Origin of the sequence: Treponema sp. (assembly GCF_045641405.1) — a bacterium.
Lineage (GTDB): Bacteria > Spirochaetota > Spirochaetia > Treponematales > Treponemataceae > Treponema_D.
On record NZ_JAZUGX010000049.1, the window covers coordinates 19,685 to 42,797 of the forward strand.

Sequence of the window (23,113 nt, forward strand, 5' to 3'; positions counted from 1 at the left end):
TATTTTTAACATTTTTATAACAATAATTTATATCTTATTTGTCCGCTTTTTTATTTTTATCGAAAATAATTTATATGATGTTGCAAAGACGGATTTTCTACAGGGCAAAGGATTTTCTTCGTCTTGTATTGAACTATGCCTATGGCGGAGGAAATTGCCTCGTCTGCGGAAAAGAAACTGTTCTTGGTCAGGTCTGCAAGGAGTGTAGGGAAAACTATCTGTTCAAGCTCTGTTCTCCCAGGGAGGGTGAGAGTCGGTGTTCGGTCTGCGGTAAACTGCTTCTTAGTGAAAGCGGAACATGCATGTCGTGCAGAAAGGAGAAGGTCATAGAATCCTGTGACAGGGTGTTTCCCATTGTTCCCTATAGGCTTTGGGGCAAGACCTTGATGTTCCATTGGAAAATGCTTGAAAAAAGGGGTTTATCTCCTTTGATGGCAGAAATGTGCCATAAAGCCATGGATTCTAGGTTTGAAAAGGGCGTAGCCATAGTTCCTGTTCCACCTAGGCCTGGAAAAATCAGGAAAAAGGGGTGGGATCAAATAGATGAAATCAGCAGGTTCCTTGAATTCAGGTATGGACACAAGGTGCTCAGGTTGCTGAGGAGGGTGGATTCAGTTCAGCAGAAAAAATTGGATAGAAAACATAGGTTGGAAGATTCTGGGGAAAGGTATGTTCTTTCTAAAAAAGGATTGAAACTTAAACGTGAAAATCTGCCAAAACGTGTTATAATTCTAGATGACGTAATGACTACTGGTATTACCGTAGAAAGCTGTGCAAAGTTGCTTAAGTCCCTTGGAATTGAAAAAGTATATGCTTTGACAGTCTTTATAGTGGACTAGACGCTTTTTATGGATTAAAATTGTATTGTCGTTATGCATTACGATATCGCGGATATTTAGAGGAGTTTGAAATGGCAGAAGAAGATACATCCTTTCAGCTTGTAACATTCCAGCTTGGTGATGAATTGTACGGTGTTGATATCATGGATGTTAAGGAAATCGTTAAGACACAGAATGTTCGCCCGATTCCAAACGCACCTTTCTATGTAGAGGGTATCATTAATCTTCGCAGTGAAGTTATCCCTATCATCAATCTTCATAAGCGTTTCTACCTTAAGAAGATGACGGTGGAAGATGACTCTCTTGCAGAGGACGAAGGTGGATTTATCATCCTTGATATTGAAGGAAATAAGATCGGAATTATCATCGATAGGATTGCTCGTGTTATTCCAGTAGACCGAGGGGAAATCAAGCCTCCTCCACAGATGCTCAGCGGTATCGGTACTGAATACATACAGGGTGTAGTTCGTCAGGACAACAGCTACCTGATTATTCTTGATACACGCAAGCTTTTCAGTGCAAAGGAACTTCAGAAGATTCTTGAGCCTGATGCTGAATGACAGGAAATAGAGTTTGACATTCTATGGCTTCCTATTACGGAAGATTGATACCCCGATGTTTGCGTCGGGGTTCATTTATTTGGTCAAGATGTGACAAAAATGAAACTTTCATTTATAATATAGGGCATCTCTAAAAATTGCAATTTTTAGAGACTCCATATAAAATAGAATTTTGGGTGACTTCTATTTTTCTCACCCATACAAAATCTCCTTAAGATTTACAAAGGAACATTAAAAAATGATTCATACTTACAGTCCTACTATCCGCCGTAAAGAAATGGAAGCTGTTCTTACATGCATGGTCGATGAAAAGATCGGACCTGGTGACATGAACACGAAGCTTATTCAGACTGCAAAAGAACTTATGGGTTTTGACGGAGCTGTTGCATTGCGTAGCCCAGCCATTGCCTTTGAATATATTTTCAAAGCCCTTGATTTTCCTAAGGATGGAGCCGTTATTTTCAGCGCTCTTGCACCTGCATATCAGGTTCTCACTGTTGAAAAGCTTGGGTACAAGACTCTCTTTGCAGATGTTTCTGAAGAAACAGGTCTTATGACTCTTGATTCGGTTCAGGAATGCATTAAGGAAGGTGGTCGTCTTCTTATTCTTGCTGAATCCATGGGTGTTCTTCCTGATATCAAGGCATTCCTTGAACTTGGGATTCCTGTAGTTGAAGATATTTCCCAGTCTGCGCTTTCAAGCTATCCTCTTGATGAAGCTGATGCCGCAAAGAAACCTGCATCTAAGACTGCGGAAGGTGAAGATTCAAAAACCGAAGAAGAAGTCCTTGGTAGAAGGGCAGGCATGTACGGTGTGTATGCCATTCTCGGTATGGAAGAAAAAGATATCATAACGGCAGGTGGCGGAGCTCTCCTGATAGCGCCAAGCAGAAAGGAATGGACCGTGCTCAAGCATATTGCAGAAGAAGCTCCGTTTACGGATGTAATGACTGATATGAATGCTGCCCTTGCATTTGTTGAGCTTAAGGAATTTGCCCGCAACGAAAAGACCAGGGAAGAACTTTTTGCATTGTATTCACGTGCTGTCATGAATGGTCGCCACAAGACCTATGCCAGAGCAGATGGAAGAGGATCGACGATCTTTTCTTTTCCTCTTGTGCTTAATTCTGGTTTCAAGGATGCAAAGGCATATGCACAGAAAAAGAACATAGAAATCCGTCAGGCATATGAAGATACCATCATTGCCATGAGACAGCAGGAGATATCAAAGAAATGCATCTGCGCTAATTCTCTTTTACTCAGATGCGCTGTGTTCCCTCTCTATCCAAGACTTGGTCAGAAGGATGCTGCACAGATAGTCAAGGTATTGTCTACTTTGCTCTAAAGGTTCAGGAATCGTTCATAGATGAAAAAGTGTCTTATTGTTTCCAATTCATTCAAAGCCGACGCAGATCCTTTAGGAAAAGACATATCTTCTTTTCTTGAAGGGAAGGGGATTTCAACTTCTGTGTTTGCCTACAATGGAAAGGATGCAGTTCACAAACAACCGCTTGCTGTTGATTTTTCTGGTAATGATTTTGTCGTTACCCTTGGCGGTGACGGAACGGTTCTCTTTGCGTGCCGTGGCTGTGCACCTCTAGGAATTCCCGTCTTTCCTGTCAATCTCGGGGAATTTGGATTTCTTGCATCGATTTCAAAGAATGACTGGAAATCTGAGCTTGTAAAATTTCTGGAAGGTAAAAGCTTTATTAGTGAAAGGACCTTGGTAAAATGTGAGGTCATAAGAAACGGTGCGACGGTGTTTAACTGTTCTGGAATGAATGACTGCGTGATTTCGTCCTGTCCTTCAACCAGACTTGTCAACCTCAGGGTTGCATACAACCATGCGCTTCTAGGACCTTTTAAGGCAAACGGAATCATCGTTTCTACACCAACGGGGTCTACTGCATATTCTGCTGCGGCAGGAGGTCCCATAGTTGAACCTTCTACTCCAGCCTTGGTTCTTACGCCTGTAAGTTCCTTTAGTCTTTCAGCCCGCCCTTTGGTATTTGGAAACGGTGAAATTGTTATTACTGTTCTTGAATCCCGCGCGGAAGTGGCATTGGATTGTGACGGTCAGATTGGATTCAATCTTGAGAAAGACGATGTGATAATTCTTGGTATTCCTGAGTATACTGCCAGGTTGATAGGTTCTACTCAGGAAAAATTCTACGCTGCATTGCAAAGCAAGCTGAACTGGTCAGGAGGCCCTCGTGCTTGAAGAACTTGATATAAAGAATTTTGCACTTATTGATTCGGCACATGTTGATTTTAATAAAGGCTTCACTGTACTAAGCGGTGAAACTGGTGCGGGAAAATCCATTCTCATCGGCAGCCTTGCTTTCCTTCTTGGTGGAAAGGCAAGCCCTGAGCAAATCAGGACAGGTATGCACGAGGCACAGGTTTCAGGATCCTTTTTACTTGAGTCAAAGGAGGCTTTTCAGTGGCTTGAAGAGCATGGAATAGAAGCAGAAGAGGACAGGGTGCTTTTGCGCCGACTTATCCGTGATACAGGAAAATCATCTGCATGGATTGGAGGAGTTCCTGTTACAAGGGCAGATCTTGCATCTTTTGCGGATTTTCTTGTTGATATTCATGGGCAGCATGAACAACAGTCACTTATGAAGGTTGCTGACCACAGACGTTACCTTGATATATATGCCGATGTGGTTGATGAAGTCAGTGCCTTCACGGCCTTGTACAATCAGCTTGTAGAAAAACGCCGTGTGCTTGATTCCCTTAACAGCAATGAAGCTGAGCGGGCCGAAAAAATTGACATGCTTTCCTTTGCCGTCAATGAAATCACCGATGCAAAGCTTAAAATAAATGAAGATGAGGAACTTGAGGCCGAAGAATCAAAACTCAGTTCCTTTGAAAAACTTTATTCTGATATAGAAGAAATCAACACTGTCTTTGAAGGGGACGATAACGGTAGTGGCATTATTTCACTTTTTAAGAGAGTTACAGGAATTGCAGGAAAATCAGTAGAGCTTGACAAGAGTCTTGATGTTCTTGAAAACCGTCTACAGTCTGCTTTTTATGAAGTGGATGACATCGCTTCTGAATTCCGACGATACAAAAATTCTCTTGTTTTTGATCCAGACCGTCTTGTTCAGGTTCAGGAACGCCTTGACCTTATCTATAAACTCAAGAAAAAGTATGCTGGCGGAGTCAATGGCAATGTTGCCGATATTCTGGAATATCTTGAAAAAGCACAGCAACAGCTTGAGGAATTGACTGGCAGTGGAGCGGATAAAGGGGTTCTTGAGCAGGAAATCGAAGTTCTTGAAAAAAAGGTTTATACTGCGGCTAAGTCTCTTTCTGATAAGAGAAAGACAGCTTCAGAAAAAATGTCCACCGCCGTTGAGGAAATCCTTGCAAAGCTTGGTATGAAGGAAACTAGATTTAAGGTGAATCTTACAGAAAAGGAAGGCAATGCAGTGGAACAGAAGTGTGGTCCGTATGGCATGGACAACATCGAATTCCTCATCAGTGCAAATCCAGGTTCTCCATTGCTTCCTCTTGCAAAAATTGCTTCCGGCGGAGAACTTAGCCGTGTTATGCTTGCTTTAAAAACTATCCTTAGTGCAGCAGACCTTGCCGGAACCCTTGTCTTTGACGAAATCGATACTGGTATTGGTGGTGAAGTTGCCGTTTCCCTTGGTGATCACATGAAGAAGCTTTCTGCAAAAAAACAGATTCTTTGTATAACTCACCTTGCAAGTATTGCCGTTTATGCCGATAATCAGATAAAGATACAGAAGGGTGTTGAAGGAAACACGACGGCGACAAATGTATTTCCTATTGAAGGTCAGGAAAGAGTTCGTGAAATTGCGAGAATGCTGTCCGGTGACAGTGTTTCTCAGGCTTCCCTTGAGCACGCCGCTGCCATGTTAAAGCAGCACGAAACCATTTAAAATCTTCAATGGAGGAAGTAAATGCCAGTATCAGAAGAAGCAAGAAAGGAATTCAATGAAACAATCCGTCCAATAAAGGAACAGATCAATGGTCTCATAAAAAAGGACAAGGATGATTCCTTTGCTTTACGTGGCCTGAAGGAAGGTGTTGAACTTAAGAAAATAGCCCTTGCAGAGCAGATGGTTTACCTTGCAACTGTTCAGATGAGCATCAATAACATTTCAGTTGAAATGCTTGAGGTTAAGAACAACGATATCCTTAACGATGCCCGTAAGTCGCTTTATAAGGCAATTATCTATCTTGAAGATGTCGTTTCAAACACCGTTGACTGTCCTTATTCTGATATTGAAGCAAAAATTCTTCCTATAAAAGAACTTACTATTACGCGTCGTCTTGATATAATCCGTAAGCTTGGTCTTGCCATCGATATCCTTGTTGATGCCTTCGGTGAAAATTCAAAATGGAAGGAATCCTTCGTTGAAATGCGTGGCCGTCATGCGGTTGTCGCAAAGAATTTTGTGGACATGAAGCAAGCTGTAAAGGACTATTTTGACCATAATTCTCCAGTCTATGAAGATACGATTCTTTATGTCCGTTTGATCCGTGAACTTCTTTCTAAATGTGCTACGGATTATCGTGACAGATATGAGCTTGCAAGCAAGCGCGTTGACGACATGCGCATGGCTGTAAATCTTCTTATCGCACTCCGCCGCATTGCCATGGTTATGAGTGACAGCGAAGAATCTGAAAACATCAGAAAGAAAGCCCTTGCCTGGAAGACTAAGATGGAAAGTGATGAAAAGAAGGGTATCTCAAAGTAATTCATTATGAAAAAGAAATTCATTCTTAAGATCTTCGAAGCATTTTCCATTGAAAGATGGAATGATCTGGTGCGTCCCTTTGACATCATTGAAATGGATAAGCACGCGGAAAAATGTGTCGTTGCCTATATAATCGCAAAGTATGAGGAAAGCCTTGGTGCAAAAATTGACTGGCAGTGGCTTATCTACGCAAGTCTCTTTGATCTTCTTCGTAAGATTCAGCTTTGTGACATAAAGGCTCCTGTCCAGACCCTCATAAAAAATGAATATCCAGCGGAATACAAAAAGCTTAACCAATGGGTTCTTGAGCGCTATGAGAAGCTCATCGACGACAGGGAGCTTTTTGATAGCTTCAAGGCGTATCAGGAAAATCTAAGTCAGTATAAAGGTGAAGTCGGTGATCTTGCCTTGACTGTAAGGATATTTCGGGCTGCCCATAAATATTCAACCATGCGGGAACTTGAGATGCTTACTCCAGTAAACGAAATCGAACGCCTGGAGGGGATTCGTAAGGAACTCAATGCGGATCTTCAAGGCTATCTTGATCTTCGTGGTCTACAGCTTCTGATTACAAAGCAGAAACCATTTGAATTCCTCATGCGCATAGAACAGCTCAGGTTTCAGACCAGGTGGAATCAGACTCCGCGTGTGCCAAAAACTTCTGTCCTTGGTCACTGTTTCTTTGTTGCTGTCATAACACTTCTTCTCGGAAGGGAGTGTGGTACAAAGATGTGCCCTAAGCGAGTGTACAACAACTTTTTTTCTGGGCTTTTCCACGATCTTCCAGAAAGCGTTACCCGCGACATCATTTCTCCTGTAAAAAATGCAACTGACGGACTTCCTGAAATCGTAAAGAACATAGAAGATCAGATTGTCCAGAAGGAACTTGTGCCTCTCATGGAACCTTTCTACAGGGATGAAATCCTTTACTGGACCAGCGATGAGTTTTCCAACAGGGCTGTTTTTGACGGTTGTGTTCTTTCCCTTTCTTTTGATGAACTTAATGCAAAGTTCAATGAAGACAAGTTCAATCCTGTTGACGGAAGACTTGTCCGTGCGGCAGATCATCTTTCGGCGCTTCTTGAGGCCCATCTTTCCATTCAGCATGGAATAACCAGCAAGCAGTTGGAAAATGGCCGCAAAAATCTTCTTAAAGGATATGAATCAGGCAATAAAATCAATGGGATCGATGTACGCCAGCTGTTTGAGGATTTTCTTCTTGATGATTGAGTTCCAGTTGTAATAAAAAGAAATTGATATAAAACTAACAAATCTTTTACGCTTCAACTAATTGTATATAAATCTTTTTTCCTATATACTCATTGCCAAATAACGCTACAATGCGGAAAAAATTCGTTTTTAGGAAATATATATCTATCTGGAGGATTTATGACAATCTCTGAAATGCTCAGCCAGAGTGGAATTCTTACTCTGCTGGGAATGGGTGTAGTTTTCAGCTTCCTTATTATCATGATTTTTGCAATGACAGGACTTCATGCAGTAATTCATGCTTTGGGCTGGGACAAAGAAGAAAAGAAGGATGCCGCTCCTGCAGCTCCTGCCGCCGCTCCTGCTGACAATGGTGCAATTATTGCCGCTATTGCTGCTGCCGTTCACGAAAAAGAATCAAACTAAAATATAAGAGGATAAAATTATGGCTAAAGTTGGAATTTCAGAACTTGCTATCCGTGACGCACACCAGTCGCTTCACGCAACACGTATGACTACTGCAGATATGCTCCCTATCTGTGACAAGCTCGACAAAGTAGGTTACAAATATATTGAAGGATGGGGTGGAGCAACTTATGACTCATGTATCCGCTTCCTTAACGAAGATCCATGGGCACGCCTCCGCAAGCTTCACGCAGCTCTTCCTAACAACAAGATCATGATGCTCCTCCGTGCTCAGAACCTTCTTGGTTACAAGCACTATGCAGATGATGTTGTAGACAAGTTTGTTGAAACAGCTGCAAAGAACGGTATCGGATGCTTCCGCATTTTCGATGCATGTAACGACCCACGCAACATGGAACGTGCTACAAAAGCAGCAAAAAAATCTGGTGTAGACGTTCAGATGGCTATTTCTTATGCCGTAACTCCATTCCACACAAACGAAAAGTATGCGGAACTCGCAAAGACATACGCTGAATTCGGCGCAGACTCAATCTGTATCAAGGATATGTCTGGTCTTCTCAAGCCATATGAAGCATATGACCTCGTAACAAAGATCAAGAAGGCATGTGATCTTCCAGTTGAAATCCACTCACACGCAACAACAGGTCTTTCTGTTGCTTCCCTCCTCAAGGGTATCGAAGCTGGTGCTGACATCGTAGACACAGCAATTTCTTCTATGTCTATGGGTACATCACACTCACCAACAGAAACAATCGTTGAAATGCTCAAGGGCACAGAATACGATACAAACCTTGATACAAAGCTTCTCCTTGAAATCGCAGCTTACTTCCGCGATGTTCGCAAGCACTATTCTAGCCTTGAATCAGCATTCCTTGGTGCAGATACTCGTATCCTTCTTTCTCAGGTTCCAGGTGGAATGCTTTCTAACCTTGAATCACAGCTCAAGCAGCAGGGTGCCGCAGACAAGATGGATGCTGTTCTTGCTGAACTTCCAAATGTTCACAAAGATGCAGGTTATGTTCCACTTGTTACACCAACTTCACAGATCGTAGGTACACAGGCTGTATTCAACGTTCTCTTCGGTCGCTACGAAAAGATGACAGCAGACTTTGCAAACCTTGTAACAGGTAAGTTCGGTGCCCTTCCAACTTCTGCAAATGCTGATGTTGTAAAGCAGGCTCTTGCCCAGAACAAGATGGACGAAGTTATGACATGCCGCCCTGCAGACAAGATTGAACCAGAATGGGACAAGATGGTTGAAGCTTCTAAGGCTGCAGGTGGTGATGGTTCGGACGAAGACGTTCTTACATATGCAATGTTCCCACAGGTTGCAGAAAAGTTCTTCAAGACACGTGCTAACGGTCCAGTTGATGCAGCTTCTACATTCGCAAAGAAGGAAGTTGCAGCTCCTGCAGCAGGCGCATCTAAGGGTGGTAACTATACAATCACAGTTAACGGTACTTCTTACAACGTTTCTTCAAACGGTGCAGGTGCAATCACAGTAAACGGCAACGCTTACAATGTAACAGTTGGCGCAGGTTCAGCTCAGGCAGCTGCTCCAGCAGCTGCAGCCCCAGTTGCAACAGGCGGTGTTGATATCACAGCTCCAGTTGCAGGTACATTGTTCAAGCAGTGCTTCACAAACGGAACAAAGGTAACAAAGGGCCAGACAGTTATCATCATCGAATCTATGAAGATGGAACTTGAAGTTAAGTCTACAGCAGACGGAACAATCACATACACAGTTGCTCCAGGAACACAGATTCAGAACGGTCAGGTTCTTGCAACAATCGGTGGTGTAGTACAGGCAGCACCAGCACCAGTTGCAGCAGCTCCAGCTCCAGCCGCTGCTCCAGCTCCAGCACCAGCTGCAGGAAACGGAACAAAGGTAAATGCTCCAGTTGCAGGTGTATTCCTCCGCACAGCAGTTCCAGAAGGTTCTTCAGTAAAGAAGGGTGACAATGTTGTAATCCTCGAATCAATGAAGATGGAACTTGAAGTTAAGGCACCATGTGATGGTAAGGTTCACTTCCTTGCTAATCAGGGTGATCAGGTAACAAACGGACAGCCAGTTTGTGAGATTTGCTAAAAATGATTCCGTCAGATTTCTCTGACGGAAATGTTTTTGACAACAGCTTTAATATTAGGGATAAAATATGCCAATCAGAACTAACGTTAAAAATACAAAGATTGCCTTCATCATGCTTGCAATCATGGCAGTAGCTTCAGTTTTGTCTTTCACAAAACCAGCTCTTGCACAGGATACAGCTGAACCAAAGACAGGCATGAACCGTGTAATCAAGGGAACAGAAAACTGGAACGGGAAGCACGACATTTCCGTTTCAAAGTTCCTTGGAAATATCGGTAAGTCAACCGGTATCTATATGATGATCCACAAGCAGACAGAAGCAGAAATTGCCCAGGCAAAGGCTGAAAAGGCAGCACAGCTTGCAGCAGAAGAAAACAATCCTTTTGAAGATGCTCCACAGGAAGCAGGATGGAAGTACATCGTAATGATCGCCATCGGTTTCCTTATCATCTACCTTGCAGTAGGTAAAGGATTTGAGCCACTTCTTTTGATTCCAATCGGATTCGGTACTGTTCTTGTTAACATTCCAGGTGCTGGCATGGGACTTGCTCCACACGGAATGCTCCACATCATCTACAGCGCAGGTGTTGGAAACGAATTCTTCCCAATGCTCATCTTCATGGGTATCGGAGCTATGACAGACTTTGGTCCGCTCATTGCAAACCCTAAGATGGCTCTTCTTGGTGGTGCTGCCCAGCTTGGTGTATTCTTCACACTCTTTGGTGTTGCTCTCATGAACACATTCCTTGGAACAGACTATACAATCCTTCAGGCTTCGGCGATTTCTATCATCGGTGGTGCAGACGGTCCAACATCAATCTACGTTTCAGGTAAACTTGCTCCGGAAATGATGGCCGTAATCGCAGTTGCCGCTTATTCTTACATGGCTCTCGTTCCAATGATCCAGCCACCTATCATGAAGGCTCTTACAACACAGAAGGAACGCTGCATAAAGATGGAACAGCTCCGCTACGTTTCAAAGACAGAAAAGGTATTGTTCCCAATGCTTCTCCTTGTTCTTGCAATCCTTCTTTTGCCACCAGCATGTCCTCTCATCGGTATGCTTGCTTTCGGTAACTTCGTAAAGCAGAGTGGTGCTGCAGACCGCCTTTCAAAGACAATGGAAAATGAATTGATGAACATCGTTTCAATTCTTCTCTCTCTTGGTGTTGGTTCACAGATGACTCCAGAAAAGATCATGAAGAAGGAATCATTTGGTATCATCATTCTTGGTCTTGTTGCATTTGCAGTTGCTACAGCAGGTGGACTTATCATGGCTAAGATCATGAATCTCTTCCTCAAGAAGAAGATCAATCCTCTCATCGGTTCGGCAGGTGTTTCTGCAGTTCCAATGGCAGCTCGTGTTGCCAACAAGGTTGGTCTTGAATACGATCCATCAAACTTCCTTTTGATGAATGCCATGGGACCAAACGTTTCAGGTGTTATCGGTACAGCAATTGCTGCCGGTGTATTCATCGCAACATATGCCAACTAAGTAATTAATAATTCATAATTAGAAATTACAAATTAAGGCCTCCGGCCGGACTGATGACATTAGTTCGACTAGGAGGCCTTAATATTTTTATTCATAATTCATTATGAATTATGAATTATTCTCTGCCTTAATACGGAAATCATATCGTCGCTAAATTCGTTTCTTTCGACCATTTTTTTTATTTCGTCTGCAGAATAATTGTCTGGATATACAACAACAACAGCATCATCTCCGTCTGCAAGAAAGTTGTGTTCTCCATAGTCAGTGTAACGGGTTGCACCTACTGAAATCATTGCTTTTGAAGGCTTTCCTGCTTCAAGTAAATATGTATGGATGTCTTCTGCAGGGCCTTCATCCTTTTGTCCGTTGAATTTTTCAAGGCACCATTCAATTAGCTTTTCGTAAATATAGCTGTAGCCTTTTACTGGGCTGTCTTCTCCGTATTCATTTGCCTTACCGTCTCGGACTAGGAAGCTTGCAATTCTATAATGGTCTAAAATTCCACCTTCTGAAAATTTATCAAGGGCAATAAGGTTTTCTGAAAGTCCCTTGCTTGATTTTCCCCAGTTTTTCTTTAGGCTGATTTTTTTTGTACCTTCTTTTCTGATGGAACAGTCGTTGGAGGCACCGAAAGCAATAGGTTTTACTGCTGTAATTTCATCATCTTTCCATTCAAGATCGCAGATGACTGCACATTCAGGTTCAATTTGAAGCTTCTGTTCATTTTTAGGGAAAATAATTGTGTCTTTCCCAAAGGGAAAAGTATGAAGAAATTCAGGAACCATGTTTGAGTTGCCTGGAATAAAGGTCGGAAACATTGCTTTTGGAGCATTTGCTTCCTTTGTTACTACATTTGCAAAGTCTATTGCTTCGCCAGCCTGCTCTAGGTGTCCTGTAAAATTGCCTGCAACACCAAAACATGGCATCGTGTTTAATTGGATATTCATAGTTATAAAGTATATAAAAAAAATTATTTTATTGCAAAAAAAAATCCGTAACCCTAAAAGGATTACGGATCAAATCATCATGATTTTTGGTTTTAGTATTTGAATTTACTTCCACCGATGAATTCACGGATAATAGAATCCTGTGGCACAGCCGTTGCTGGAATTGTCTGGAAATTATCAAGGAACTTAAGCAGTCTTCCAGCTTCTGCGTATTCTGGCTGCATAGGAGTTACACAGCGGAGTAGAGGGGCAGCATAAACGCGGAGTACTGCAAGTTCGTAATCCAGTGCAGTGTTGAGCATTGCATCTGCATTGTTCTGGAACGGGAAGATGTGGAGCCTTTCTCCTTTCTGAACATTGTCCCACATGCTGATTGTGTCTGCGGCACTCTTGCCACGGTAGTTGTAGTCGCGAACGATGCGTCTTATAAGGCGGTTGTCACTTGTGGAAATTCTGTTGTGGTCATCAAGGTTGAGCTGGGTAAGGGCAGAAAGATAAATCTTGAATTTTAGTTCTGGTGCAACGAGAGGAGTGAGCCTGTCGTTTAGACCGTGGATACCCTCCATTACAAGGATATCATTTTCTTCAAGGTGCATGGTATCGCCCTTAAAGTAACTTACACCTTCATGGAAATCGTATGATGGAAGCTTAATTTCCTTTCCGTTGAACATGTCAACAAGATTTTCGTTAAGCATCTTTACATTAAGAGCTTCAAGACATTCGTAGTCATAGTTGCCGAATTCATCCTTTGGAGTTTCAGCTCTGCCGACATAATAATTGTCAAGAGAAATGACCTTAGGTGTATAGCCTCTTGCTTCAAGCTGAAGTGAAAGCTTTTTGCTTGTGGTTGTTTTTCCTGAGGAAGATGGCCCTGCGATAAGAACAACGCGGGCAGATTTCTTTTCCTGAATCTGGTCTGCAATGTCAGAAATCATCTTTGTCTGGTATGTTTCCGAGATGCTGATGAAGTCGTTGACTCTCTTGTCGTGGATTACCTGATTCAAGCTTGCGGCAGAAGTGACTCCAAGCTTTTTCCCCCATTCCTTATAGTTCTTGAAGATGTTGAAAAGCTTAGGCTGATCTTCAAATTCAGAGAGCTTTTCAGGTTCCTTATGCTTAGGAAATCTTAAAAGGAAACCATCGTTGTATTTAACGATATCAAATACATCGATGAATCCAGTGCTTGGAACGAGTGGTCCAAAGTACAGGTCCTTAAAATCATTTACTGTGTTTAGAAGAATTTTTGAAGGACAGTGGTAATTCAATGCTTTTCTTGTTTCTGTCAGGTTGAGGGACTCAAATATGTTGCAGGCATCCTCATATGAAACATAGGTAGTCTCAATTGCCAGATCTTCCTTTGAAAGTCGAGCCATTTCTTCTTTGAGCGCGTCGATTTCAGCCTGTGTGATTTCCGAGCCTTTTTCAAGGGTGTAGTAATATCCGTATCCGATGCTAGGTCCTACAAGAAGTCTTTTGCCAGGGTAGAGGGTATGTGCTGCCGCACCTAAAAGAAAACAAAGGGATCGTCTGTAGATGGAAGCACCTGTCCCCGTGTCTGCGTAGACAGGTTCAACCTTGGCTGAGATGTTGATTGGGGTTGAGAGGGAACATACCTCGTTGTTGACTTTAACTGCAAGAATTTTTTTGTCTGAATTGAAATGATCAATCAAGATAAGTGGACGAATTTCCTTGTCCGCCTCGATAACAGAATTGTCTGGAAATGTAATTTTAATCTTGTTCATAGAAGCCTCCAAAAAAGTTGCTTCTATAATTATAATTCATATTCCAGGATTTACAAATTTTATTCTTTTCCTGAATCAAAGAGGCTTGCGATCTTTTTTATGATTGCCATGAAAAGATTTGCGATGAAAGTAAGGATTCTCATGAAAATAGAAGGATTTCTAAGACGTTCAAGTCTTTTATATCCTTCCAGAAGTTCCTCGTCGGTGAATTCCTTGCGTTGGTTGTTTTCCTCAAGCTCCATTTCAAGCTGATGCACCTTGTCGACGTTTTTATCAAGGACGATGGCGTTGATCCTTTCCCAGCCTAGAGCTTTTGCAGCCTCAAGACGTCGTTCTCCAGCGACAAGTTCATATTTTGCATTGAGAGTGATAGGATTCATAAGACCATATTGCCTGATGCTGTCCTTCAAGGCTTCTATGTCACCTAAGTCTCGGCGAACTCTTTTTTTAATCTTTATGTCCTCTATCTTTACGATCATAAAATCCTCCAGTCCTAGTCAAGGAGCCAGTTAGAGAAATCATCAGGGTCCCTGTTAGATGCAAAGTTGTCGCTTTCAGATTCAAGTTCAATGTTAAGCTCAGAAGTAAGCTTACCGCTTCTAAGGAAACTAAGGTCAACATGGAGTGGTGCAAAGTCAGCATCATCAATGAAATAGTATCCTGACTGAAGTCTTGCCCTTTTTAATCTGAATGTTCCCAAAGTTCTTCCAGTACTGTCGGTGTGCTTGATACAGGTTTCTGTAGGCTCTGTTCCTGGGTAATAGTATGCAATCATCTTGTAGCCTTCACAGTCTGGAGTAAGAAGACCACCGCTCTTGGAACAGATTTCAAGCTCAATGAGTTCTTCTGGTTTCTCATCAAAGAACGGCTTGTATCCTTTCCCCTGATTTGCCGCATTCATGAAGTCACCCCAAGCGACGCCAGCAAGGGTAGAACCTGTTATTGAAAGACCGAGAGACTGACCTGGCTTGTCGAATCCAAACCAGAATACAGATGTATAATATGGAGTAAAACCAGCAGCCCAGGCATCTGCCCAGTTCTGTGTTGTTCCTGTCTTTCCTGCAATCGGCATGTCAAACTTCTGTCCATGCGAATTTTCAAGGCGGAATTTTGATCCCTTGCCTTTTCTTTTTCCTGTAACATAGTATGTAGAATCCCAGTCTCCACCGTAACGGAGTGTTCCGCTTGCTACGGTCTGCTTCATGATTTCCTGCATGATGAATGCTGATTCCTGCTTGAGGATCTGCTTGCCACCTTTCTGTGATTTCTGCTTTGCACGAAGTTCTTTTTCCGGGTTTAATATTTCGTTTCCGTATTTGTCTTCTACAGAGAGAATTGCAATCGGAGTAACTTCCTGTCCATGGTTTGCAATTGTTGCGTAAGCCTTTGCCATTTCAATTGGACGAACGGCACATACACCGAGACCAAGAGGGTAAACCCTGTCAAAGTGTCGGGACTCAAGTTCGTTGGAAGGAATGCCAAGAAGAGAAGATGTACGCTTGATTGCAGCATCGAAACCTACCGCATCAAGGACCTTGATCGAAGGAACGTTCATGGAGTGTGCAAGAGCATACCAGAGAGGAACATCGCCTTCCCACTGGCCTTTAAAGTCCTGAGGAATGTAAGGGGTGCCGTCTTCCTTGTGGAAAACAACAGGTGTATCGCTGATGATTGCAGTCATGGAAGCTGGGTGACCTTCCAGCATCTGGTGGTTTTCAATTGCTTCTGAATAATACAGTGGCTTGAAAGTTGAACCTGGCTGAAGTTTTGCCTGGATGGCACGGATGAACTGATTCTCCTGATCGTATTTAGAACCGCCGACCATTGCATCGATGTAACCCGTTGAGTTTTCAAGGGCAATCATTGTTCCTTCGATGGTAGTCTTTTCTGCATTCTGTTTTGTGAGGGAGTTTCCTTTGTTTACGATTTCCGTCTTGAGGGATTCGATACCGAACATCATTGAGAAAACATCGACCATAGGATTGATCTTGTTGCGGTATTCCTTGATTGCTATGGTCTGGTTTCTCTGTTCGGACATCTTTAGGTCAGGCAGGTTGAAGGTAAGGCTCATGAGTTCTGTAAATGGAATGTACTTGCTGAATGCAGAACGCTCGTGGGAGTTCATGGTCCTCTGGTACATTCTGTTTGCGGCCTTGATGTAGTCCTGCATGATTTCGTCTGCTGCTTTCTGGTGCGAAAGATTGAGAGATGTATTTACTGTAAATCCGCTTGTGTAGATATCCTCTGTTCCATAGATCATGTCGTTAAGGGTACGGCGAACATATTCACTGAACCAAGGAGCTTCGTCGTTCTGCATCGTATGTGCTGAAGCGCTTGTTCTTGTGTAGTCAAAGTTTGCCCAATAAGTATCAAAACTTTCATCAGCCTCTTCTTTTGATATGTAGCCTGAATCTACCATTGAAGTCAAAACATCCTTTTGTCTTGCCATGGCTCGGTTAGGATGCTCAAAAGGATTGTAGAATGAAGGGTTTGAAAGCTGGATTACGAGGATAGCTGCCTCTGCTGGAGTGATTTCTGTAGCCCCGTGACCAAAGTAGTATTTGCTTGCGGCGCTTACACCGTACGTACCGCCACCAAAGTATGTCCTGTTTATGTAAAGCTCAAGAATTTCATCCTTTGAAAGGTGTCGTTCCATCTGGATTGCCCACCAAAGCTCGCGGAATTTTCTCTTGAATGAATAGTCGCTGCGGTCTGCATAAAGCGTTCCTGCTATCTGCTGTGTAAGGGTAGAACCACCACCAAGGGATCTGTGTGTAAGAACTCCGATTACGGCGCGGGAAAGTGCCTTGAAGCTGAAACCGTGGTGGCTGTAGAAAATACGGTCTTCACGGGTAAGAAGAGCATCCTTCATGTGCTGAGGAAGGTCTCTGATTGCAATGATTTCACGGCGTTCATCGCTGGCGAATTCCGTGATTACTTCGCCGTGTACATCAAGAAGGCGTGTTGGAAGAGCTGTTTCAAAGTCTGTGAAGTTTTCTGTATTTATTGTGTTGACTGTTGCTGCAAGTCCCTTGCCAAGAAGTGCTCCAAACAGAACGGAAAAAAATAAAAGCACGCCAAGGCTGATTGCAGGCAGGTGTTTACCAAGTTTCATAGTTTAAGCATTATATAGAAAAAACAATAGTTTTGCAATTTTAGCAGAAGTTTATCCATATGAAATAAGATGACTATTGACATATCCAGATAGTTTATGGTATGTTACAAGTCATCACGGGGTGTTAGCGAAGCTGGTTATCGCGCTGGCCTGTCACGCCGGAGACCACGGGTTCGAGTCCCGTACATCCCGATAAAACCTACTCATTCGAGTAGGTTATTTTTTTTATATGACCCAATTCGGGCAATAGCGCAGTTGGTAGCGCGCCACGTTCGGGACGTGGAGGTCGGGGGTTCGAATCCCCCTTGCCCGAAAACAAAAGCTGTTTAGTAAAAACTAAGCAGCTTTAATAATTTTAAAACATATATAGAAAAATAACAGGGGGATTCGAAGCTGATGAGCGCCAAGACGGCCGTAGCAAGAGCGTGCGGCAGGCTTGGAAAAGGCACCATGGATGGTGCCGACAGCGAAGAAGCCGGCCCGAAGAGAGCAGACAGGAGGTCTGCGAAAGGAGGGCGGGCCCCCTTGCCCGAAAGCCTCCGTTTTTTAATTTACTTGTCATAATGCAAAAGCGGCCTTATAATTTATCTATGAGCGATACTACAATTATTAATTCTAGTCCTTTAGGACAGCATCTGGACAAAATTGCTGAATCTCAGCAGGTTTCATATCTTGTATTCAACAAGAAAAAGATTCAGATTGCCGCAAAGATAACAATGGGCCGAGAGCAGGATAATGACATCGTAATCGATTCAAAGCTTGCAAGCCGCCATCATTGCATAATCCAGAAAATCCGTGATGCATATTTCGTAAAGGATGAAAACAGCACCAACGGAACTTTCCTTAATGGACGCAGAATTCCGCCTGATAAGTATGTTAAACTCAACGCAGGCGACAAGCTTACCATTGGCTCTGCAAACCTCATAATGGGCTAAAATGCTTACCAAAGAGCAGCTGGCTTCATTTAGGCAAAGTCTTCAAGAAATCAAGGATTCTCAATCGTTTCCAGAAGAATCTGAATTTCAGGTTTTTCTGGATGAGTCTATTTCTGTTCTTGAGAATGAAGATTCAGCCTATCGTCCCTTGAATTCAAAAGGTGGTGCAGGTGGGCTTTTGGATTTCTCGTCAAGTCAGATTCCTGTCATAATTGTCCCAGATATCCATGGACGGGCGGATTTTCTTTTGAAACTGCTGGATTTTAAGCCTGATTCTCAAGATTCGGTTCTGGACAGATTGAATGAAGGTTCCCTTATGGTTGTATGTGTCGGAGATGCCGTTCATGGAGAGATGAGGGCATATGACCGTTGGGTAAAAAGTTTCCAGGATTGGCAGATGGATGTATATGCAGGACCTTCCATGCAGGAAGAAATGAGGGAAAATGTTGTCGTCTGGCAGATCCTCATGCATATCAAAAACAGCTTTCCTGAAAATTTTCATTTCTTAAAAGGAAACCACGAAAATGTCACCAATGAAAATGGACATGGAAACCATTCCTTCAGGAAATTTGTTTGCGAAGGGCAGATGTGCTGCGATTTTATACGTCAGGTTTACGGCGATGCTGTCCTTCATCTAATAAACCTATGGGAAAAAGCTCTTCCACTGTGTGCCATATTTCCTTCTTTTGGCATATCTCATGCGGAGCCTGCGGATATTTACACTAGGGATGATGTGATCAACTGCAATGTGGATGATCATGTTCGTGTCGTTGAAGGTCTTACTTGGACAGGAAACGATGTCGTTTTTGACAGCACCTGCAAAAAGCTTCTTAAAAAGCTTAATGGAAAATCCAAGGGTAAAGGAATCCTTTGGTTTGGTGGTCATAGACCTGTAAAGGATGCCAAGTATTATCTCAGGCAGAATGGGGCATACCTTCAATTGCATAACCCTGAGCAGATGAACGTTGCATATGCTGTTCCAGGAGTTAAGTTTGATCCTGAAATTGATATTCTTGAAATATAAGGTGGAGAAAAGCTATGGCTGATATGGAGACAATCGGAAAGTACAAGAACTGCGTCAAAATTGCTGCAGGCGGAATGGGTGCCGTGTATCTTGCGACCCATCCAGAACTGAAACGAAAGGTTGTCATCAAGAAACTTACACTTAGAAATGGTGGTGCAGCCATCAGGGAACGCTTCAAGAGGGAGGCAAGAATCTTAAGTGATCTTTCAAGTCCCTATGTTGTCCGCATGTTCGACTATTTTACTGAAGGTCGTGCCAACTACATAGTCCTTGAATATGTTGAAGGAATGTCTTTGGACCGTCTCATTGAAAAACAGACTGTCCTTCCTCCTCAACTTGCGATGCTTGTGCTTCAGGATGCCTGTCTTGGCCTTAAAAATGCCCACGCCAAAGGAGTCGTTCATCGTGACATCAAGCCTGGAAACATTCTAATGTCAAAAAGAGGAGAAATAAAGCTTGCTGATTTTGGTATCGCAAGCGATGAAAAGGAAAGCGAATCACCGACCGCAGCCTCAAACAAGACCTTGGTCTCAAATACTACACTTGCAGGATCATCGATTACTATGGCGGGGTCTACTTTAGGTACTCCTGCATATATGTCTCCAGAACAGCTTACTGATTCCAGTACCGTTGATGCCCGTGCTGATATTTATTCCCTGGGTGTAATGCTCTATGAAATGGTTACAGGGACAAAACCCTATGCTGGTGATATGGCTCCTGCTACCATTGCCAAAATCAAGAAAGGAAATTATATTCCACCTAGAAAATTGAACAGGAGCATTCCTCAGGAAATTGCATCCCTCATCAACAGGATGATGAGGCCTAATCCTGCGAAACGTTTTCAGTCCATTGAACCAGTGATAGCTAAGATACGAAAATATCTTAAGCGCTATGATGCCCATGCCATAAGGGTAGCTTTGGCTCAATCCGTAGTTTCAACGAAGACAATGAAATATCCAGCCTTTGAAGAAAGAAACAGAAAACTCAAAAGGTTTGCTTTGATAGGTTTTGCCGCCGTTCTGGTTCTTGGTGCAGTAGGCTTTGCGTGGAAAGAAGGCTATATCCATAGGACTATCCTAAGGTCCTGGTATACGCCTATTTCATTGACCATGCAGATGCCTGCAACTGCCAGTGCTGCAGCTGATATTCCTGCTCACGCATTCTTCTTTATCAACGATGGGGATGAGATTCCTGAGGTTCCTGGAACAAGAAGAATCTTTGCTCCAAGAAAGAGTTCAGTTGAAAGTAAGAATATTGAATATTACACGAAGGATGTTTTCCTTCAACCTGGTGAATACAGAATCAAGATTGCTGAAGGTCCTTATGTTTGGTGGAAGAGCATCAGCGTTGATCGGGAAAGCAAGATTCTAAAGCTTGATTTCCTCAGGAATGCAAGTAGAAATCTGTCCGTTCACTTTAATGCCGTGGATTCCGATACAGGAGAGGATATTACTGATAAGGCGGATTTCCTGATCCTTAGCGGAAATAAGTGGGTTGATGTAAAGAAAGTAGATTTTTCAAGGCTCACTACGGGAACTGTCTATAAATTCCTCATTGCCAATGAAGGCTATTATGATGAATATTTCAGTCTGCGCATAGACTGGTATCAGGATGAACTGTTCATCAACGGAAGCATGAGAAAAAAGCAGTGAACCTTTAGCTGGCATTTATCGAATCTTCGATGTTCTTAGAATGAAGTTTTTCGAAAAAGTTTGTAAAATTTCAGGATGTATAGTATATTTAAAACAATAGATAAATGTCGGAGTTAACAAAGTAGATGTCAGTATTTTTGCTCACCAAAAAAGACCAGCAGAAGGTCTGTATCGAGCTTGCTGCCTATATGGAAAGAACAAGCAGTGAAGTCACAATTTTTACGGAACCTGCCGAATTCTATGCATGCATTGAAACGGCTCCACCAGGGTACATTGAATATGTAATGATTGATGTAAGAACCTTCCAGATGGACTTGTTCAATCCCTATACATACATAGCTAAATGCAAGAATCCAGTTCCTGTAGTCGTCTACAATGATCCATATCCTGATCCCGACGCGAGGGCTGCCTTCTGGTTTGTCAAGAACAAGTATTATCTTCTGCCCAAAGTTGGAGAAAAAAAACTTGAACTTCTGATACCTGCTTTTGCCCTTCTTGAATCCTATTTAAATAAACATGAATTCAGTAATTATCTTACTGCCATCTGCCCACCGCATAAACTGCTTACAAAAAAAGAAAAGAAACGAAAGGAAGCCCTGGATCTGTTTGCCGTCAATCATAAACTTCCAAAATCACGAAAAAAATTATTTGATTTGTTCCTTAAAAATGAAGGACTGGAACTTTCAGAGGAAAAAATCTGCAATCTTCTGTGGAAGGAATTTTCTGAAAGCTCAAGGCAGATCCTCTATTCGTATATAAGTGAACTGAGGAAAGCATGCAGAGCAGAGGAATCAGTAAAAATCGATATCATCAGAAAGAGCAAAGGTGTATATCAGATGAATGTCAGTGAAGCTGTTTAACGGATGTTGGCATTGATGAAAGACATCTTTAAATCCTTTAGTTTCTCAGTAATTGACACCTTGTAGATGTGGGGATTGAGAAGTCTTTTGTATGAAGGATCAAGGGTCTCCATTTCTGACATCATTCTTTTTCGGCTTTCCTGCAACTGCTGGTTGTCGCTTAACCTCGGCTCAATGCGCTGGCCTTTTTCAAGTCTTTTTTTCAGCATTGGTTTCACTGAGCTTGCCTTGTAGGTAAACTGTCTGTAGTCGACCATGGTATGGAAATATCGATATTCTTTCCCACATTCAATTATTTCGTCTTCAAGTGCCAGTATGTCTGCTCTTGCCATTCCGTCTGAATCATAAAGCCTGTAAACGTTCTTTATGCCTGGATTTGTGTTCTTTGCTGGATTGTCGCTGAATTTCATTGCAGGAATGAAGGTCCTTGAGTCAAGGTCTTGTCTAGCGGCAAGTTTGTAGACGCCAGAGAAGGAAGATTCCGTTCCTCCTGTCACCATGTTGGTGCCAACTCCCCAGCTGGCGATAGGGGCATTCTGAAGAACAAGGGTTTCAATGATTTCTTCTGTCAGCTCGTTTGAAACCGAAATGAATGCCTGAGGAAAGCCTGCAGCATCAAGCTCCTTGCGCACTTCCTTTGTAAGGTATGAAATGTCTCCTGAATCAAGTCTGACACCGAAATTATATCCCTGTTGGACAAGTTCCCTTCCAGCGATGATGGCATTTTTTATTCCGCTCTTTAGGGTATCATAAGTGTCGATGAGGAACACTGTTTTCTGAGGATAGATTTTTGCATAGGCACGGAAAGCATCCAGTTCGTTGTTGAATGACATGACCCATGAGTGCGCCATTGTTCCCATGACAGGAATGCCGAATAGTTTTCCTGCCAGGGTATTGCTTGTTCCTTCTGCGCCTCCGATATATGCGGCTCGCGTTGCGCTTATTCCACCGTCTGGTCCCTGTGCTCTTCTGAGACCAAACTCCATGATGTTGCCTTTTTTACTTGCAAGCCATACACGGGCTGTTTTAGTTGCGATGAGGCTTTGAAAATTGCAGAGGTTCAGGACAAGTCCTTCGATTATCTGTGCTTCTATGAGATTGGCGTGGATTCGGATTAAAGGCTCCTGTGGAAAGACCACGGCTCCTTCTTCAAATGAATAAAGATCTCCTGTGAACCTGAAGGATTTAAGGTATTCAAGAAAGCCATCTTCAAACAGGTTTAGAGTACGAAGATATTGCAGATCATCATCGTCAAAACTGAATTCAATGAGGGAATCAAGAAGTGGCTCTATTCCTGCAAAGATACTGAAACCACCGTTGAATGGCTGCCTGCGAAAGAACATGTCGAAGACAACTGGGGTGTTCATGTTGTTTTTCCAGTATCCTTGAGCCATGGTTAGTTCATAAAGGTCAGTGAACAGTGCGCTTTTGCTGAATGATGAATGCATGACAATATAATACTTGCAATTACTGACTTTTTT

The 23,113-nt window shown here is 42.7% G+C and carries 19 protein-coding genes and 2 tRNA genes; 16 read left to right on the top strand and 5 right to left on the bottom strand.

Going from position 1 to position 23,113, the window contains the following annotated elements:
• Positions 1-128 precede the first annotated feature (128 nt).
• From ACKI39_RS07855 to ACKI39_RS07900, 10 genes are all read left to right on the top strand, one after another.
• On the top strand, positions 129-839 hold the full coding sequence (locus tag ACKI39_RS07855) for a ComF family protein (protein ID WP_407399322.1): 711 nt from the start codon (positions 129-131) through the stop codon (positions 837-839).
• A 71-nt stretch (positions 840-910) separates the two neighbouring features.
• Entirely contained in the window at positions 911-1,399 is a 489-nt protein-coding gene (locus tag ACKI39_RS07860) for a chemotaxis protein CheW (protein WP_407399324.1), read from the top strand.
• 238 nt (positions 1,400-1,637) lie between these two features.
• Positions 1,638-2,744: a DegT/DnrJ/EryC1/StrS family aminotransferase gene (locus ACKI39_RS07865; protein WP_407399326.1), complete on the top strand. Its 1,107-nt coding sequence runs from the start codon at positions 1,638-1,640 to the stop codon at positions 2,742-2,744.
• Positions 2,745-2,765: 21 nt separating this feature from the next.
• Complete coding sequence (locus ACKI39_RS07870) at positions 2,766-3,620, top strand: NAD(+)/NADH kinase (protein ID WP_407399328.1); 855 nt, start codon at positions 2,766-2,768, stop codon at positions 3,618-3,620.
• Complete coding sequence (gene recN, locus ACKI39_RS07875; protein ID WP_407399330.1) at positions 3,613-5,316, top strand: DNA repair protein RecN; 1,704 nt, start codon at positions 3,613-3,615, stop codon at positions 5,314-5,316. Before ACKI39_RS07870 ends, recN begins: the two co-directional genes overlap by 8 nt.
• Positions 5,317-5,337: 21 nt before the next feature.
• Complete coding sequence (locus tag ACKI39_RS07880; protein ID WP_407399332.1) at positions 5,338-6,138, top strand: hypothetical protein; 801 nt, start codon at positions 5,338-5,340, stop codon at positions 6,136-6,138.
• A 6-nt stretch (positions 6,139-6,144) separates the two neighbouring features.
• Positions 6,145-7,368: an HD domain-containing protein gene (locus ACKI39_RS07885; RefSeq protein ID WP_407399334.1), complete on the top strand. Its 1,224-nt coding sequence runs from the start codon at positions 6,145-6,147 to the stop codon at positions 7,366-7,368.
• A 159-nt stretch (positions 7,369-7,527) separates the two neighbouring features.
• Positions 7,528-7,773 carry an OadG family protein gene (locus ACKI39_RS07890; RefSeq protein WP_318691111.1) on the top strand — a complete coding sequence of 82 codons (246 nt, stop codon included), beginning with the start codon at positions 7,528-7,530 and terminating at the stop codon, positions 7,771-7,773.
• A 19-nt stretch (positions 7,774-7,792) separates the two neighbouring features.
• Entirely contained in the window at positions 7,793-9,862 is a 2,070-nt protein-coding gene (gene oadA, locus ACKI39_RS07895; RefSeq protein ID WP_407399336.1) for a sodium-extruding oxaloacetate decarboxylase subunit alpha, read from the top strand.
• A 67-nt stretch (positions 9,863-9,929) separates the two neighbouring features.
• Positions 9,930-11,357, top strand: coding sequence for a sodium ion-translocating decarboxylase subunit beta (locus tag ACKI39_RS07900; RefSeq protein ID WP_407399338.1), 1,428 nt, complete (start codon positions 9,930-9,932; stop codon positions 11,355-11,357).
• A gap of 101 nt (positions 11,358-11,458) precedes the next feature.
• Here ACKI39_RS07900 and ACKI39_RS07905 read toward each other — a convergent pair whose 3' ends face one another.
• From ACKI39_RS07905 to ACKI39_RS07920, 4 genes are all read right to left on the bottom strand, one after another.
• Positions 11,459-12,304: a DUF5718 family protein gene (locus ACKI39_RS07905; protein ID WP_407399340.1), complete on the bottom strand. Its 846-nt coding sequence runs from the start codon at positions 12,302-12,304 to the stop codon at positions 11,459-11,461.
• A gap of 92 nt (positions 12,305-12,396) precedes the next feature.
• A complete protein-coding gene (locus tag ACKI39_RS07910; RefSeq protein ID WP_407399342.1) occupies positions 12,397-14,046 on the bottom strand; it encodes a nucleoside kinase in 1,650 nt (549 codons plus the stop codon).
• Positions 14,047-14,105: 59 nt separating this feature from the next.
• Entirely contained in the window at positions 14,106-14,525 is a 420-nt protein-coding gene (locus ACKI39_RS07915) for a ParB N-terminal domain-containing protein (protein WP_407399344.1), read from the bottom strand.
• Positions 14,526-14,539: 14 nt separating this feature from the next.
• A complete protein-coding gene (locus tag ACKI39_RS07920; RefSeq protein ID WP_407399346.1) occupies positions 14,540-17,161 on the bottom strand; it encodes a penicillin-binding protein 1A in 2,622 nt (873 codons plus the stop codon).
• Between the two features lie 118 nt (positions 17,162-17,279).
• Here ACKI39_RS07920 and ACKI39_RS07925 point away from each other — a divergent pair.
• The 6 genes from ACKI39_RS07925 to ACKI39_RS07950 all read left to right on the top strand — a co-directional run bounded on the left by ACKI39_RS07925 (position 17,280) and on the right by ACKI39_RS07950 (position 21,632).
• Positions 17,280-17,353 (top strand) — tRNA-Asp (locus ACKI39_RS07925).
• A 48-nt stretch (positions 17,354-17,401) separates the two neighbouring features.
• Positions 17,402-17,474: transfer RNA gene (locus tag ACKI39_RS07930), tRNA-Pro, on the top strand.
• A gap of 277 nt (positions 17,475-17,751) precedes the next feature.
• Positions 17,752-18,096, top strand: coding sequence for an FHA domain-containing protein (locus tag ACKI39_RS07935; protein ID WP_407399348.1), 345 nt, complete (start codon positions 17,752-17,754; stop codon positions 18,094-18,096).
• A 1-nt stretch (position 18,097) separates the two neighbouring features.
• Entirely contained in the window at positions 18,098-19,120 is a 1,023-nt protein-coding gene (locus ACKI39_RS07940; protein ID WP_407399350.1) for a metallophosphoesterase family protein, read from the top strand.
• 14 nt (positions 19,121-19,134) lie between these two features.
• A complete protein-coding gene (locus tag ACKI39_RS07945) occupies positions 19,135-20,772 on the top strand; it encodes a serine/threonine protein kinase (RefSeq protein WP_407399352.1) in 1,638 nt (545 codons plus the stop codon).
• A 125-nt stretch (positions 20,773-20,897) separates the two neighbouring features.
• A complete protein-coding gene (locus ACKI39_RS07950) occupies positions 20,898-21,632 on the top strand; it encodes a helix-turn-helix domain-containing protein (RefSeq protein ID WP_407399354.1) in 735 nt (244 codons plus the stop codon).
• On the opposite strand, the gene ACKI39_RS07955 is transcribed toward ACKI39_RS07950, so the two are convergent.
• Positions 21,629-23,080 (bottom strand): nicotinate phosphoribosyltransferase, encoded by a 1,452-nt coding sequence (locus tag ACKI39_RS07955; RefSeq protein WP_407399356.1) that lies wholly within the window; start codon positions 23,078-23,080, stop codon positions 21,629-21,631. The two genes, ACKI39_RS07950 and ACKI39_RS07955, sit on opposite strands and share 4 nt — an antisense overlap.
• Positions 23,081-23,113 lie beyond the last annotated feature (33 nt).